General features: G+C 41.5%; 16 protein-coding genes. 14 read left to right on the top strand and 2 right to left on the bottom strand.

Annotation, left to right across the window (positions count from 1 at the left end):
• Positions 1-185 precede the first annotated feature (185 nt).
• The 7 genes from cysS (at position 186) to ACF1X7_RS03075 (ending at position 5,104) form a co-directional block, all read left to right on the top strand.
• Positions 186-1,592, top strand: a complete 1,407-nt coding sequence (gene cysS, locus ACF1X7_RS03105; RefSeq protein ID WP_069468437.1) for a cysteine--tRNA ligase — start codon at positions 186-188, stop codon at positions 1,590-1,592.
• Entirely contained in the window at positions 1,589-1,996 is a 408-nt protein-coding gene (locus ACF1X7_RS03100; RefSeq protein WP_004265086.1) for a Mini-ribonuclease 3, read from the top strand. The genes cysS and ACF1X7_RS03100 overlap by 4 nt, the downstream gene beginning before the upstream one ends.
• Positions 1,983-2,870, top strand: coding sequence for a 23S rRNA (guanosine(2251)-2'-O)-methyltransferase RlmB (rlmB, locus tag ACF1X7_RS03095; protein ID WP_081326616.1), 888 nt, complete (start codon positions 1,983-1,985; stop codon positions 2,868-2,870). The genes ACF1X7_RS03100 and rlmB overlap by 14 nt, the downstream gene beginning before the upstream one ends.
• A 3-nt stretch (positions 2,871-2,873) precedes the next feature.
• Positions 2,874-3,407 (top strand): NYN domain-containing protein, encoded by a 534-nt coding sequence (locus ACF1X7_RS03090; RefSeq protein WP_065825220.1) that lies wholly within the window; start codon positions 2,874-2,876, stop codon positions 3,405-3,407.
• Positions 3,408-3,482: 75 nt separating this feature from the next.
• On the top strand, positions 3,483-4,040 hold the full coding sequence (locus ACF1X7_RS03085; RefSeq protein ID WP_039098349.1) for a sigma-70 family RNA polymerase sigma factor: 558 nt from the start codon (positions 3,483-3,485) through the stop codon (positions 4,038-4,040).
• A gap of 280 nt (positions 4,041-4,320) precedes the next feature.
• The gene (locus ACF1X7_RS03080) at positions 4,321-4,638 is read left to right on the top strand and encodes a PTS sugar transporter subunit IIB (protein WP_004265021.1); all 318 of its coding nucleotides are present in this window, start codon (positions 4,321-4,323) and stop codon (positions 4,636-4,638) included.
• Between the two features lie 106 nt (positions 4,639-4,744).
• Positions 4,745-5,104 (top strand): YccF domain-containing protein, encoded by a 360-nt coding sequence (locus ACF1X7_RS03075; protein WP_004265057.1) that lies wholly within the window; start codon positions 4,745-4,747, stop codon positions 5,102-5,104.
• Between the two features lie 150 nt (positions 5,105-5,254).
• Here ACF1X7_RS03075 and ACF1X7_RS03070 read toward each other — a convergent pair whose 3' ends face one another.
• Positions 5,255-7,198: an ABC-F family ATP-binding cassette domain-containing protein gene (locus ACF1X7_RS03070; RefSeq protein WP_065825915.1), complete on the bottom strand. Its 1,944-nt coding sequence runs from the start codon at positions 7,196-7,198 to the stop codon at positions 5,255-5,257.
• A gap of 195 nt (positions 7,199-7,393) precedes the next feature.
• Between ACF1X7_RS03070 and ACF1X7_RS03065 the strand changes: the two genes are divergently transcribed.
• Positions 7,394-8,041 carry a redox-sensing transcriptional repressor Rex gene (locus ACF1X7_RS03065; RefSeq protein ID WP_004265080.1) on the top strand — a complete coding sequence of 216 codons (648 nt, stop codon included), beginning with the start codon at positions 7,394-7,396 and terminating at the stop codon, positions 8,039-8,041.
• Positions 8,042-8,093: 52 nt separating this feature from the next.
• On the opposite strand, the gene ACF1X7_RS03060 is transcribed toward ACF1X7_RS03065, so the two are convergent.
• Positions 8,094-8,726, bottom strand: coding sequence for a CPBP family intramembrane glutamic endopeptidase (locus ACF1X7_RS03060; protein WP_039098352.1), 633 nt, complete (start codon positions 8,724-8,726; stop codon positions 8,094-8,096).
• Between the two features lie 171 nt (positions 8,727-8,897).
• Here ACF1X7_RS03060 and groES point away from each other — a divergent pair, with 171 nt between their 5' ends.
• From groES to ACF1X7_RS03030, 6 genes are all read left to right on the top strand, one after another.
• Positions 8,898-9,182, top strand: coding sequence for a co-chaperone GroES (gene groES / locus ACF1X7_RS03055; protein ID WP_146955190.1), 285 nt, complete (start codon positions 8,898-8,900; stop codon positions 9,180-9,182).
• Positions 9,183-9,217: 35 nt separating this feature from the next.
• Positions 9,218-10,843 (top strand): chaperonin GroEL, encoded by a 1,626-nt coding sequence (gene groL, locus ACF1X7_RS03050; protein ID WP_004265033.1) that lies wholly within the window; start codon positions 9,218-9,220, stop codon positions 10,841-10,843.
• Between the two features lie 255 nt (positions 10,844-11,098).
• A complete protein-coding gene (locus ACF1X7_RS03045; protein ID WP_056967174.1) occupies positions 11,099-11,575 on the top strand; it encodes a coiled-coil domain-containing protein in 477 nt (158 codons plus the stop codon).
• Between the two features lie 131 nt (positions 11,576-11,706).
• Positions 11,707-12,126 carry a C40 family peptidase gene (locus tag ACF1X7_RS03040; RefSeq protein WP_064776899.1) on the top strand — a complete coding sequence of 140 codons (420 nt, stop codon included), beginning with the start codon at positions 11,707-11,709 and terminating at the stop codon, positions 12,124-12,126.
• 232 nt (positions 12,127-12,358) lie between these two features.
• Positions 12,359-14,188, top strand: a complete 1,830-nt coding sequence (locus ACF1X7_RS03035; RefSeq protein WP_411162416.1) for an APC family permease — start codon at positions 12,359-12,361, stop codon at positions 14,186-14,188.
• A 615-nt stretch (positions 14,189-14,803) separates the two neighbouring features.
• Complete coding sequence (locus ACF1X7_RS03030) at positions 14,804-15,607, top strand: TIGR00282 family metallophosphoesterase (protein WP_004265113.1); 804 nt, start codon at positions 14,804-14,806, stop codon at positions 15,605-15,607.
• The last annotated feature ends 10 nt before the right edge of the window (positions 15,608-15,617 follow it).

The following is a 15,617-nucleotide window of genomic DNA, read 5'->3' as shown; positions in this document are numbered from 1 at the left end:
GCGGTATGGAGCAAAGCACAGAAGTCAGTTTCAAAAAGTACGTTTAGAAGAAGAGTGCGACAGCAGGTGGTTATATTTTGAGCATTAACTGGATTTGACGAATTGGCGATGCAATCGCCGATTGGGCAAATTTGGTTAAGCGCAGAAATAAGCCTGCAAGAGCACGTTTAAGAAAGGAAGATTCGATGTTAACCGTTTATAATACCCTCACGCGTCAAAAAGAAGTCTTCAAACCGATTCAAGCAGGCCGCGTTAAAATGTATGTCTGTGGACCAACTGTGTATAACTATATTCATATTGGTAATGCGCGCAGTGCGATTGCCTTTGATACGATTCGCCGCTATCTCGAATACCGTGGCTATCAAGTCGATTATGTCTCAAATTTTACCGATGTTGACGACAAGATGATTGAGGCTGCGAGTGCGGAACAAATCACGGTTCCGGAATTAGCTGAACGCTATATCACCGCTTTTAAAGAAGACACCCAAGCACTTAATATTGAAACAGCGACACTCAATCCGCGGGCGACAGAAAACATTCCAGAAATTATCGCGTTCATTCAAGACTTAATTGCTAAAGATTATGCCTATGCCGTTGATGGCGATGTTTACTATCGTGCTCGTAAATTTAAGGACTATGGCCATCTAGCTGGTCAAGATATCGATCAGCTCGAACAAGGGGCCAGCGAACATACAGCAACCGAAGAAACCCTACGTAAGGAAGATCCAATCGACTTTGCCCTTTGGAAGTCAGAAAAAGGGACCGATATTGCTTGGGATTCACCTTGGGGTAAGGGGCGACCAGGCTGGCATATCGAATGTTCAGTCATGTCGACCAAATATTTAGGCAACACGATTGATATTCATGGCGGTGGCCAAGATTTAGAGTTCCCACATCATGAAAATGAAATTGCTCAAAGTGAAGCGAAGACTGGTAAACATTTCGTCAACTATTGGTTGCACAATGGCTTTGTGACAGTCGGGGATGATGATCAAAAAATGAGTAAGTCCCTTGGCAACTTCGTGACGGTGCATGATTTGATTCAAGAAGTTAATCCACAAGCATTACGTTTCTTGATGAGTAGCACGCAATATCGCCGACCAATTCGCTACAGTGAATCATTATTAGCTGAAGCGCAAACGAACCTGGATCGTTTAAAAACGACCCTCGATAACTTAGCGTTCCGCCAAGCGACTGCTGAAGCGGGCGCAGACGCAGACATTGCCGCACAAGCAGCAAGCTTGGAAGACGCCTTTGTGACAGCGATGGATGATGATTTTAACGTGCAAAACGGGTTAACAGAATTGTATGAACTCGCTAAGCTTAGTAATCAATACCTGGAACGGGCTACCGTCCAAGCTGGTACGTTAGTGGATTTAACTGCCCGTCTAACGCGCTTGTTAGCCATTTTTGGTGTTGAGTTTAAGGCGGCCCAACTGTTGGACGCAGAGGTCGAAAGCTTGATTGAAGAACGCAAAGCTGCACGGGCAGCAAAGGATTTTGCCCGCAGTGATGCGATTCGCGATCAATTGAAAGAACAAGGGATTATTTTGGAAGATACACCACAAGGAATGAGATGGAGACGCGCATGAAAAATGCTTTACAACTAAACGGGATTGCGTTGGCATATATGGGCGATTCAGCCTACGAAGTGTATGTCCGCGCCCATTTGCTAGAACTCGGTTTAACCAAACCAACGCGCTTGCAACAAGTGGCGACACATTATGTGTCGGCTAAAGCGCAAGCTGCTTTGATTGGTTTGATGATCGATGATAATTATTTAACAGAAGAAGAAATGAATATTTTTAAACGCGGTAGAAATGCCAAAAGTTATACGAAAGCCAAGAATACGAGTGTTTCGACTTATCGGACCTCAACGGGCTTTGAAGCAGTTTTTGGCTATCTATACTTAACTGAACAACAAGAGCGCGTCGCTGAATTAGCCCACTGGTGTATTCAACAAGTCGACGCTGGGAGGACCCATGAGAAAAAATAATAACCAACCATTCAAACAAAAGAACAACGAATTCAATAGTCGTCGGACGGCCAATAATTCGGCAAAGCCAACGCGCCGTCCAGCTAACAAGAAACCAGCAGCACCCGTCGAAGAAGCAGTTGTTGAAGAACAAACTGATTTCGTCATCGGAAAACACGCTTCTTTAGAAACATTGAAGACCAGTGATGCGAAGAAAATCAATAAAATTTTCTTACAAGATGGCTTGAAGGCTGACTTTGTCCACGATGTTGTGAAATTAGCGAAAGAAAAACGTCTAATCATTCAAAATGTGCCTAAAAATAAGTTGGACTTATTGAGTGACCGTCAAAATCACCAAGGGATTATCTTAGCAATCGCACCGTTTGAATATGCGAGTGTTGATGATATTTTCGCTAAGGCCAAAGCCCGAGAAGAAGAACCGTTTATCTTAATCTTGGATAACTTGGAAGATCCCCACAACTTGGGTTCAATCATGCGGACAGCTGATGCGGTTGGTGTGCATGGGATTATTATTCCTAAGCATCGTGCGGTGGGGTTAACATCAACAGTTGCTAAGACATCGACTGGTGCGATCGAACATATCCTAGTGGCGCGTGTCACGAACTTAACACAAGAAATTAAGAAATTGAAGGACCGTGGTCTTTGGATTTTTGGCACCGATATGGTTGGTACCGACTATCGTAAGTGGGATGCTAAAGGACCAATCGGCTTAATCATTGGTAATGAAGGCAAGGGGCTTTCACCAATTGTTAAAAAAGAAGTTGATCAAACGTTGACGATTCCAATGGTCGGTCATGTGCAAAGTTTAAATGCGAGTGTTGCTGCGGGGGTTTTAATGTATCAGGCTTATAATAGCCGTCAACCTTTGGTATAGCAGATGAAAAAACAGATCTTAATTGCAGATGGTTATAATATCATTGGGAACTGGCCCGAGCTGAATAAGTTGAAACAAAATGATCATCTCGCGGATGCGCGTGATCGTTTATTGCAGATATTATCAGAATATCGCAAGTTTCGTGAGATTGAAGTCATCTTAGTATTTGATGCAATGTATGTGCCAGGGATTAAACAAAGTTATGCGCAGTATGATTTGGAAGTTGTCTTCACCGATGAGGATGAAACAGCGGACAGTTATATCGAAGGCTTAGCGGGTAAATTAATGTCGCCGATTACGCAAGTGACGGTTGTTTCGAGTGATCAAGCTGAGCAGTGGACGATTTTTTCACGGGGCGCATTGCGGGTGTCTTCGCACGATTTTTATCGTGAGATTCGCCGAACGCGCCGTGAAATTGACCATGATGCCAAGCATTATCATGATCGGACCTTGCAACGGAATATGCCGTGGAATCCGGCGCAACTAGATCAACTTGCACAGATGCGAGATGCACTAAGTGCTGAAAAAGATGATTAAACAAACGTTCTCTTAATAAATGTACGATAACTTGTTAAGATAAAGGCGTGGGGTTGCGTGAGAGGTGGTTCGTTGATGGAATCAGCAAAACGTGATGCAAACTTAATTCAAGCGGTGGTTGAAAACGATTCTGAGGCGTTGGATGTTTTATTTAAAGCCTATTTACCAATGGTTTATCGCACCTTTACTCCATATTATATTCGCTTATTTGATGAGGACGATTGGTTACAAGAAGCGCGAATCGTCTGTTATGAGACTTGCCAGTGTTATGATCAAAATTGCGGCAAAAGTTTTGGTGGTTTTTATAAATTACGCTTTCACCACCACGTATTAAACTTGATTCGCAAAGAACTTGCTCAGAAACGACGGGTCGATCAGCAAGCCCTGTTATTTGATTGTTGTCCGGAATGCAATGCGCTCGCTGAAGATACCGTTGCATACTATCAGTCAACGGTTGAAATGCGGGCGTACTTAGAGACACTATCTGCTTTAGAGTTAGTGGCCTTTCGGGTTTTGACGGGGCAACTAGCAGTTGAACAAGCGTGTCGTCAGCTAGATTGCACGTTTGAACAGATGAAACGGGCACAATCGCGTTGCCAGACAAAATTAAAACGATTCTATACTAAACAATAAAATAGCTAAAAGCTGCTAACCGACGATTTTTAGGCATTGGTTAGCAGTTTTTTTGTGTTTAGTAGGGAGCATAAAAAATACCTTTCATGCGATAAAATAACAGGTGACAGGTTAATGATGGGGATAGGTCAACAAAATGAGCGGCTTATATATTTTTAAATAACATTAATTGACATTAAGAAAGAAAGCGCTTATACTAAAAATATAGAAGAAATGAAAACGCTTTTTATAAGCCTTTTGTCGTTTTCTAATCAATTAAAATTTAAGGGGGTAATTCATTATGGCAGAAAAAACAATCATGTTATGTTGTGCAGCAGGGATGTCAACAAGTTTATTAGTTTCAAAGATGCAAAAGGCCGCTGAAGCACAAGGCTTAGACGCAGAAATTTTTGCAACTGGCGCTTCAGATGCAGACAACCAACTCGAATCTAAAAAAATTGACTGCGTACTATTAGGCCCTCAAGTTCGTTTCATGGAAGGTCAATTTAAAGAGAAATTGGCACCAAAAGGAATCGGTGTTGAAGTAATTGATATGAAGGCTTACGGCATGATGGACGGCGAAACTGTCTTGAAACAAGCGTTAGCATTAATCGGTTAAAAAAAGATTAAGAAAAGCGGTAGCGACCTATTTTTAGGCGGCTACCGCTTTTTTTGTTTATGAATCAGGTATAATTAAGGCAATCAAGTATAAAGGAGTTTATTCAATGAGTTTAATTGGTACATTAATTTGGTGGCTATTCGGGGGATTAGTAGAGGCTATCGGTTGGTTTATTCTGGGGATTGCCTGGAGTATTACGATTATTGGAATTCCAGTCGGGCTACAATGTTTTAAGATTGGCGCATTGACCTTGATGCCGTTTAACGCAACCGTTGTTTCAACGGGGGGTGCAGGTTCGTTTTTATTAAACATTGTTTGGTTTTTCTTAGGTGGTCTTGTGATGTGGGCGAGCCATGTCTTTTGGGGGCTATTATTATCAATTACGATTATTGGGATTCCATTTGGCCGGCAACACTTTAAGCTAGCGGCGTTATCGTTAAGTCCGTTCGGCAAACAAATTAATTAAAATGCAAAAGGGCAGCGATATTGATCGCTACCCTTTTTTATGTGGTGCAGGCATATTTCTGTGCTTAGCTACACAAGTCAAACGATTGCTTGTAGCAAGCATTCGCCATGTTAGGCTGATGCTCGCAGCATAACCGGCTTTTGACGCACTCTATTGTGTTAGTTCTTCTAGTGCCATCGCTTGTTCTTCCCAGTCTGATTCTGTTTGAGCGAGTTCAGCTTGGACTTTTTCTAGGTCTTGTTGTAGTTCTTGAAGCATGAGGGGTTTAGTAATTACGTCTGCTTGGGTCATTTGTTCTTGGATTGCGTTGGCCTTAGTCTCTAGTGCGGCCATTTTTTCTTCTAAAGCAGTAACTTCGCGTTCTAGTTTCCGTTGTGCACGTTGGTTTTCCTTACTTGCTTTGTAGGCATCTTGTACATTGGCACTTGGTTGGATAATTGCACTGTTTTGGCTAGCTGCTTCTGCGTAAGCTGTTTCTTCAGCTTTCTTGGCGAGGTAGTAATCGTAATCACCGAGGTATCGTTTGCTACCAGTATCTGATAGTTCGATAATGCCAGTGGCGACTTGATTGATGAAATACCGGTCATGGGAAATGAAGAGGACGGTGCCATCGAATTCACGGAGGGCTTTTTCCAAGACTTCCTTGCTATCAATGTCCAAATGGTTCGTTGGTTCATCCATGATTAAGAAATTGTCATGGTTCATCGCGAGTTTCGTCAAGAGTAAGCGGGCTTTTTCACCACCACTGAGTTGTGACACAACCTTTAAAACATCGTCACCGGTGAATAAGAAACTACCAAGTAGTGTGCGAATTTCCTTTTCAGGTGTTGTATGGTGTTCATCCCATAATTCGTTGAGGACGGTTTTGTTAGTGTGTAAATTGCGTTGCTCTTGATCGTAGTAGCCGATTGAAACGTTACTACCGACTTTTTCATGGCCTTTGATGAACGGAATTTGGTGCAAGATACTTTTGAGAAGGGTCGATTTACCAATTCCGTTAGGTCCGATGATGGCTAAGCGTTCGTGGCGGTTCACTTCAAAATTGATTGGTTGTACCATGATTTTATCGGGGGAATAGCCGACAGCGGCATCGCTTACTTGCAATACTTCGTTACCGCTTGGATGTTCGCTTTCGAAATGAAAATGAATTTTACCGGCTTCGTTTTGCGGCCGGTCTAATTTATCCATCTTTTCGAGTTGACGGCGGCGACTTTGGGCTTGTTTCGTGGTACTTGCGCGCACTAAGTTTTTATCAACAAAGGTCTGAAGTTTATCGATTTCAGCTTGTTGTTTTTCATAAGCCTTCCATTCGAGTGAGAGGTTAGCTTCTTTTAAACTTAAGAAATGGCTGTAATTGCCGGTATAATGGGTCAATGTGTGGCGACTCATGTCGTAGACTTCTTTAGTGATTTTATCTAAGAAGTACCGGTCATGCGAGACGGTGAGCAAGGCACCGGGATAAGTTTGTAAATAATTTTCCAACCATGTTAGTGTTTCGATATCTAAATGGTTCGTTGGTTCGTCCAAAATAAGGACGTCTTTTTTCTCAAGCAATAACTTAGCAAGTGCGAGTCGCGAGCGTTCGCCTCCCGATAGTGTACTGATTGGCTTTTCAAAGGTGTCTTCTGGAAATTGGAAACCATGTAAGACGCCACGGATTTCGGCTTCATAGCCGTAACCATTAGCTTCAGAGAAATCGTGTTGGACTTGGTCATATCGTTTTAGTAAGGCTGCATATTCTTCGCTAGCATGGTCAATGGTTGTGTCCGCAATTGCGGTCTCGAGTTCATGCATTTGGGCTTCCATTTGGCGGAGATCATCGAAAATGGTTAACATCTCCGCATAGATTGTCCGGGTTGAGTCTAAGCCACTATCTTGCGCTAAGTAACCGACTTGAGCATTTTTGCTAAGAATGATTTGGCCTTCATCAGGCGTTGTGATGCCGGCAATCATTTTTAATAAGGTTGATTTACCAGCCCCGTTTGGACCAACGAGGGCAACACGGGCGCGGTCTTGTACTTCGAGTTGTGCGTTTTTGAAAAGGTAATCGCCGCCAAAACTGCGTGCGACTTGTTGAACTTGTAATAATATCACGGCTAAAAATCCTTTCGTGCGGTGTTTTTTAAAGTTAATTGCGTTCATTTTTATAATACTACTGTCAACTATCATAACAGATTTAAACGATGGACAGTCAAAATTGTAAATATATTGCTTTTCACAAGAAAATTCAGTATGATTTCAGTATGGTACTACACTATTTTCACAAGCAAATCAAAAAGGAGGTTTCAAATGGTTGAGAATAATATCCCAAGAGCAACTGCAAAACGATTGCCTTTATATTACCGCTATTTAAACTTTTTGAACAATTCAGGGAAAACTAAAATTTCCTCTACTGGATTATCTGAAGCAGTTAAAGTAGATAGTGCGACAATTCGTCGTGATTTTTCATATTTCGGTGCACTGGGCAAACGTGGTTATGGCTATGATGTCGCTTCGTTGCTAGATTTTTTCAAGAAGACCTTGAACCAAGATCGATTGACAAACGTTGCATTGATTGGGGTGGGGAATTTAGGCCACGCCTTATTGAACTACAACTTTAAGCAAACCAATAATATTCGGATTAGCGCAGCATTTGATGTTAAACCCGAAATGATTGGAACAATTCAAACCGGTGTTCCTGTCTATTCAATGGACGAGATGGCCGAACAATTGAAGAACCAACAGATCGAGATTGTCATTTTAACAGTGCCAATTGATGAAGCTCAAGAAGTCACCGATGAATTAGTGGCTGCTGGGATTAAAGGGATTATGAACTTTACGCCAATTCGAATTTCTGTGCCATCAAACGTACGGATTCAAAATGTTGATTTGGCTAAAGAACTACAAACTTTGATTTACTTCCTCGATAATTATACTGATGAACAAAATCAAGAATAAAAATAGCGTTTAAACAAGTTGCTCGTAGTAGCCGCCTGTTTGAACGCTTTTTTTAACGATTGAGATACAGTAAAGTGACGATCAGGTTCATCCCAGCATGGCTGATGATTGTGGTGAAAATCGAACCTGTCTTGCGGTACAGCCAACATAGGAAAAGACCGATGGCCGTGTAGATTAACAAATGCCCGTCCTGATGTAAAAAAGCAAACAGTAAACTTGAAATGATGGCGGCTAAAATGCGGTTTAAGCGACTGGCTAATCCACCAAAGATTGCTTTGCGAAACGTGATTTCTTCCATAATCGGTGCGGCGATGGTCGTTGCTAAAATAAGAAACGGTTGTTGTTGCATCATGGTCATCAGTGAAATGGTGTTGAGCGATTTGGCAGTGATGTGGAGAATGTTTTGTTCAATGAAGCCGGCGAGAATCTGAATTACTAAGACCAGTACAATGCCACACACCCCCCAAATGATAATGGGTTTGAGTGGGAAAGGCCGCTGCTCAATGGCATTGGCTTGTGTGCGTTGATTAAGATAGAGTAACCAGGCGGCACCGAGGCAATCAACAATGGTTGTGATTAGAAAAAACGAGGCAGATAGATGACCAAAACGGACGACTGCACTAGGAATCAATAAAATGAACAAATAGCTAATGATAATTGAAAAATTTTGTTTGTATAGCGTCATGTGAAAGCTCCTCAAAGGTTGTTGTGACAATAGCTTAGCGTATTAGCACTCAAATTGCAAAAGTGCTAGCATAATACTTGCAATGTTCTGAAAAAATGCTATGATAAAAATTGTGATTAGCACTTGATATGATAGAGTGCTAAAAAAGTAAAATTGATGGAGGGATTTTAAGTGTTAAAACCATTAGAAGATCGCGTGATTATCGCCGTTAAAGACGAAGAAGAACAAACAGTAGGTGGGATTGTTTTGGCAAGTAATGCTAAACAAAAACCACAAACCGGCAAAGTAGTCGCAGTTGGTACCGGCACATTAACAAGTGACGGCAAACGAATTCCACTTGATATTAAAGAAAACGATGAAGTTATTTACGATAAATATGCAGGTTCAGAAGTTGAATATGAAGGTCAACGATATTTAGTGCTCCATGCTAAAGATATTATGGCTATTGTTGAATAATAATAAACAAAAAAATTTTTTGAGGTGAATAAATTATGGCAAAAGAACTTAAATTTTCAGAAGACGCACGTTCAAAAATGTTGGCAGGGGTTGACCAATTAGCCAACACAGTGAAAACAACATTAGGACCAAAAGGCCGGAACGTTGTTTTGGAAAAAGCTTACGGTTCACCAGAAATTACTAATGATGGTGTGACAATCGCTAAAGCAATCGAATTAGAAGATCATTTTGAAAATATGGGTGCTAAGTTAGTTTCTGAAGTGGCTTCAAAAACGAATGACATCGCTGGTGATGGGACAACTACTGCTACTGTTTTAGCTCAAGCAATTATTCGTGAAGGGATGAAGAACGTCACAGCCGGCGCTAACCCAGTTGGGATTCGTCGTGGGATTGAATTAGCAACTAAAGAAGCTGTTAAGAAGTTACACGAAATTTCACACAAAGTCGAAAGTAAAGATGCCATTGCCCAAGTGGCTGCTGTTTCATCAGCTAACGAAGAAACTGGTCGTTTAATTGCTGATGCAATGGAAAAAGTTGGCAACGATGGGGTCATCACAGTTGAAGAATCAAAAGGGATTGATACTGAATTAAGCGTTGTTGAAGGGATGCAATTCGATCGTGGTTACTTGTCACAATACATGGTAACGGATAACGATAAGATGGAAGCTGACCTAGATAACCCATATATCTTAATTACAGATAAAAAGATTTCAAATATTCAAGATGTTTTACCACTTTTACAATCAATCGTGCAAGAAGGTAAAGCCTTGTTAATCATCGCTGATGATGTTGATGGCGAAGCATTACCAACACTTGTCTTGAACAAGATTCGTGGGACATTCAACGTGGTTGCTGTAAAAGCCCCTGGTTTTGGTGATCGTCGTAAGGAACAATTAGAAGATATCGCCACATTAACAGGTGCCACAGTGATTACAAGTGACCTCGGTCTAGAATTGAAAGAAACAACTATCGATCAATTAGGGACAGCTGGTAAGGTAACTGTTACAAAAGATGATACAACAATCGTTGAAGGTGCTGGTAGCAAAGATGCCATCGCTGAACGGGTTGAAAACATCAAGAAACAAATTGCTGAAACAACATCAGACTTTGACCGTGAAAAATTACAAGAACGCTTGGCTAAATTAGCTGGTGGCGTTGCAGTGATTAAAGTCGGTGCTGCCACAGAAACAGAATTGAAAGAACAAAAATATCGGATTGAAGATGCTTTGAACGCAACGCGTGCAGCTGTTGAAGAAGGCTACGTTGCCGGCGGTGGGACAGCATTAATCGATGTGATCGAAAGTGTTGCTGCGCTTAAAGAAGAAGGCGACGTTCAAACCGGGATTAACATTGTGCTTCGTGCATTGGAAGAACCTGTTCGTCAAATCGCAACCAACGCTGGTCTTGAAGGCTCAGTAATTGTTGAAAAAGTTAAATCACAACCAGTTGAAGTCGGCTACAATGCAGCCAACGGCAACTGGGAAAATATGATTGAAGCCGGCATCTTAGATCCAACTAAGGTGACACGTTCAGCATTACAAAATGCAGCTAGTGTGGCTGCCTTAATGTTAACAACTGAAGCAGTGGTTGCTGACAAACCAGAAGACAACCCAGCACCAGCAGCAGGCATGGACCCATCAGCAATGGGCGGTATGATGTAAAGAAGTGCGTTTGAAACGGGTTGATTCTGAGCATTAACCTAAAAATGAGCGTTCTGGCGGTTTTTTGCCATAACGCTCGTTTTGTAGTTAAGCGGAAGTCGTTATAACCAAAAAGCACGATTAAATCCAAAGTTCCAAAACTGGCAAAAGTTTTGGAACTTTTTTATTTTTCAAAAAAAATGCGCATATATAAATTGTGCGCAACCCTATTAATTAATTTTGACTGCGGTATAATAATAGTTGGAGGAGTTGACAATGATTTTTCGAAACCGGCGGATACTGATAACCTGTTTAATGTTAGGTGGCTTCTTTTTAGCGCGACCACAAACGGTCCAAGCAACGCCTGAAGAAACGCAAACTGCCATTAAGACAGCACAAGATCATCTATCCGAATTGAATAATAATATTAGTAATTTAACGTTAAAAACAACGCAATTGAACGAACAAATGACTGCAAAACAGGCGGATATTAAAGAAAAACAAGACGAGTTCAGCAAAACATCTGCTGATTATCAAAAGCAAGTGGCGATTATTGAAGGTAACCTGCGGCAATTACAAACACGAGATAGCAGTTTTAATCTTGATATGATCGATAGTTTATTGTCGAGCCAAAGTTTGAGCGATTTATTCCAAAAAGGTTCAATTATCAATCGACTGTTAGACGCTAAGGCGGATAATGCCGCTGAAACGGCCTCATTAGCTGAAAAAAAGCTGAACAAAAGACTGAATTAGAAGCGCAACAGGCCAAGCTGGTATCATTATCACAGGAAAATGATGCTGCAATTAAGGACTTAGATCAACAAAAACAACAAGCTAACGACCAATTAACGCAACTACAAACGAAGTTCAAGAAAGAATTAGAGGTGCAAGCAGCTGCTCAAAAAGCGGCGAGTGATGCAGGTGCCGCATTAATTACTGGTAACAAGGATTTAATGAATAATAAGATTATCCAAGAAGCGGTTAAATATTTAGGCGTACCCTATGTTTGGGGTGGCACCACACCCGAAGGATTTGACTGTTCTGGTTTAGTGCAATACGTTTACGCTAAAAATGGGATTAAATTACCCCGTGTTTCACAAGATCAAAGTAAGTTAGGCAAAGATGTACCGCTCAATGAATTACAACCAAACGACCTATTATTCTGGGGAGGGGTTGGAACAGCCCACCATGTCGCAATCTACATTGGGGATGGCTACTTTATCCAAGCACCACAATCTGGCGATAAAGTTCGAATTACTAAAATTTCAGATTACAAACCAGATTTTGCCCGTCGTTTATCATAAAAAATAAGAACTGACCAAGGAATCGAGGCGTTTCGATTACCTTGGTCAGTTCTTTTTTAAATTGTGGTAGTAATTCATGCGTAACTATAGTAGAATACGATTTGTTTGAATAAACGGCAATTATTTTTTTAAGTTATAGAGAAATTCAAAAGTCACTGTGTGGATTGCGACGAATGATATTCACATGAGGGCTTTTTATGTTAGAAATATTATTTAAAGGGGTCATATTGCTATGCAACAGTTAAAACGGATTTTTATCGGGAAACCGTTAAAATCTTCCGATGAGGGTAATCAAAAATTAGGACGCTTTAAAGCGTTAGCGATGCTATCTTCTGATGCATTGTCATCAGTGGCCTACGGGACAGAAGAAATCGTCATCGTATTGACGACCCTTTCGGCCGCGGCAATTTGGTATTCAATTCCAATCGCAGCCTTTGTGCTCTTATTGCTATTGTCATTAACTTTGTCATATCGCCAAGTGATCCACGCCTATCCAGGTGGTGGTGGCGCCTACGTTGTTTCCAGTGAAAATTTGGGGAAAAATGCTGGTTTAGTGGCAGGTGGTTCACTGCTTGTGGATTACATGTTAACCGTTGCGGTTAGTATTTCCGCGGGTGCGGAAGCGATCACCTCGGCCATTCCGGCATTGTATGGGCATCAAGTAGGGATTTCCTTAATTATCGTTTTGATCTTGATGGGAATGAATCTACGTGGGATGCGTGAATCAGCATCATTTTTAATGGTGCCCGTTTACTTATTCGTCTTGATGATGACTTTAATGATCATCGTTGGGTGTTATAAGATCTTCACAGGTGCGATTCCGTTCCACGCAACATCAACCGTTGGGGCTGTTGTACCAGGTGTTTCGATGGCGTTGATTTTTAGAGCCTTCTCATCAGGTTCATCATCATTAACTGGGGTTGAAGCCATCAGTAATGCGGTACCATTTTTCAAGAAGCCACGTGCAACAAACGCGGCTGAAACATTAGCAATCATGGCAGCCATCTTAGGTTTCTTCTTTGCTGGGATTACATTTTTAAACTACTGGTACGGCATTGTACCAGCAGAAAAAGTAACTGTTCTATCACAAGTGGCCCAACACACCTTTGGGAAAGGCTTTTTATTCTATATTGTGCAATTTGCAACGGCCTTTATTTTAGCCGTCGCTGCGAATACTGGATTCTCCGCTTTCCCAGTGTTAGCGTATAATTTAGCCAAAGACAAATATATGCCACACATGTACATGGATCGTGGCGATCGTTTAGGTTATTCAAACGGGATTATTACATTGGCGATTGGTTCAATGGCATTGATTTTCATCTTTAACGGGGATACATCACGCTTGATTCCACTTTATGCGGTTGGTGTGTTCATTCCATTTACGCTTTCTCAATCTGGGATGTTGCGCAAGTGGTGGGTCGAACGACCAAAGAATTGGTTTGGTAAATCAATTGCCAATTTTGTTGGCGCTTTGATTTCGTTTGCTATCTTAGTCATTCTCTTCGTTTATCGCTTACCTGATATCTGGCCATTCTTCATCATCATGCCTGTTATGATTTGGATTTTCTATAAGATTCATGATCATTACAAGAAAGTGGCGCTTCAACTACGCGTGAGTGCTAAAGAAGCCGTCTTGCATGATTATGACGGTTCAACTGTGATTGTCTTGGTCAGCAACGTGACCCAAGTAACCCGTGGTGCGCTAGATTACGCACAATCAATCGGGGATTATGTGATTGCGATGCATGTCTCAACGGATGAAAATCCAGCCAAGGAACGTGAAATTCAAGCTGAATTCAAGGAAGATTTTCCGAATGTCCGGTTCGTCGATGTCCATTCATCATACCGGTCAATTCAAAAACCAATTGTTCGCTTTGTTGACATTGTTAGCAAGAATGCGCAAAAACGGAACTTTACAACCACGGTCTTGGTCCCACAATTCGTACCAAGAAAACCATGGCAAAACATTTTGCATAACCAATCAAGTCTAAGACTAAGAACGGCATTTGCAAACCGCGAAAACATTATTATTTCAACATATAGTTATCACTTAAAACACTAGAAGTGCGACTCGATCTGAGTAGGCTTTGAAGATTAACAGTAAAATGGGCATTGTGGCGGTTCTTGCCATGATGCTCATTTTGCAGTTAACCGGAAAAGACTGATCGAGGAGCGCGTTAAAGAAAGAAGTGCGTTTAGCAACCGAGCATTAATACAAAATTGGCAGTTATCCCGAGTTGTGGGATGACTGCCAATTTTAGATTAAGCGGAAGTTGGTGCAACTAAAAGCACGTTAAAAGAGAAGTGTGTTTGAAACGGTTTGACTTTGAGCATTAGCCTAAATCTGTGAATGAGCGACGGAGTTGATCGTTTGCGGATTGTAGCTAAGCGCAAGAGTCAGTTTCAAAAAGCACGTTAAAAGAAGAAGTGTGTTCAAACCGATTATGTTCTGAGGATTAGCAAAATTAGACGAATAAGCGACGAAGTCGATTGGTTGGCTAATTAGGCTAAACGCAGGAACATGGTTTGAAAAGCACATTATCAGCCCCGCTCACCTTTTCGGTGCGCGGGGCTTTTTTTGTTTTTCTACGGGTACAGCAAAACTTTTTATTCTGGGCAAAAATTGCTACAATAGAAGCTATATCAAAGTCTGAGAAAGAACATTAAGGGGCGCAACATGCGAATTTTATTTATTGGTGATACAGTGGGCACAATGGGTCAAAAAATGATCAATGATTACCTACCAGCATTAAAGCAACAATACAAACCACAGGTGACCATTATCAACGGCGAAAACATCGCGGATGGTAAGGGGATGACTCAAAAGGATTATAAGAATCTTTTACAAGCTGGGGCCGATGCGATTACGATGGGCAATCATACTTGGAATAAGCGCGATATTTTAGAATTCATCGACGATGCTAAAAAATTAGTGCGGCCGGCCAATTTTCCGAAAGGAACGCCTGGGCAAGGGATGACAATGATTAACGTCAATCAAGCCAAATTAGCCGTGATTAACTTACAAGGGCGCGCCTTGATGAATGAACTACTAATTGATCCGTTTGAAATGTTAGATGAAATGGTGGCTGAAATTAGTAAAGAAACCAACTGTATCTTCGTTGATTTTCATGCCGAAACGACGAGTGAAAAACTCGCACTTGCTTGGTATCTTGATGGCCGGATTTCAGCGTTAGTTGGGACCCATACACATGTGCAAACAAACGATGCGCGCGTCTTACCTGAAGGCACAGCCGTTTTAACGGATGCTGGGATGACTGGCCCTTATAACGGGATTCTAGGCGTGAAGCGCGAAAAGATCATTAATCGGTTTAAAACACAACGGCCAGAACGGTTTGAATTAGTGACCGAAGGACCGGGTCAATTGAATGGCTGTTTAATTGAAATTGATGACAAAACGGGTCACGCTAAATCAATTAAACCGATCCAGATTTCACCAGATCACCCCTATACGCAATTTTAAGCACCTTAGC

This window comes from Latilactobacillus sp. VITA-14, from assembly GCF_046580785.1.
GTDB lineage: Bacteria > Bacillota > Bacilli > Lactobacillales > Lactobacillaceae > Latilactobacillus > Latilactobacillus curvatus.
This window is presented reverse-complemented; position numbering and strand designations above follow the sequence as displayed.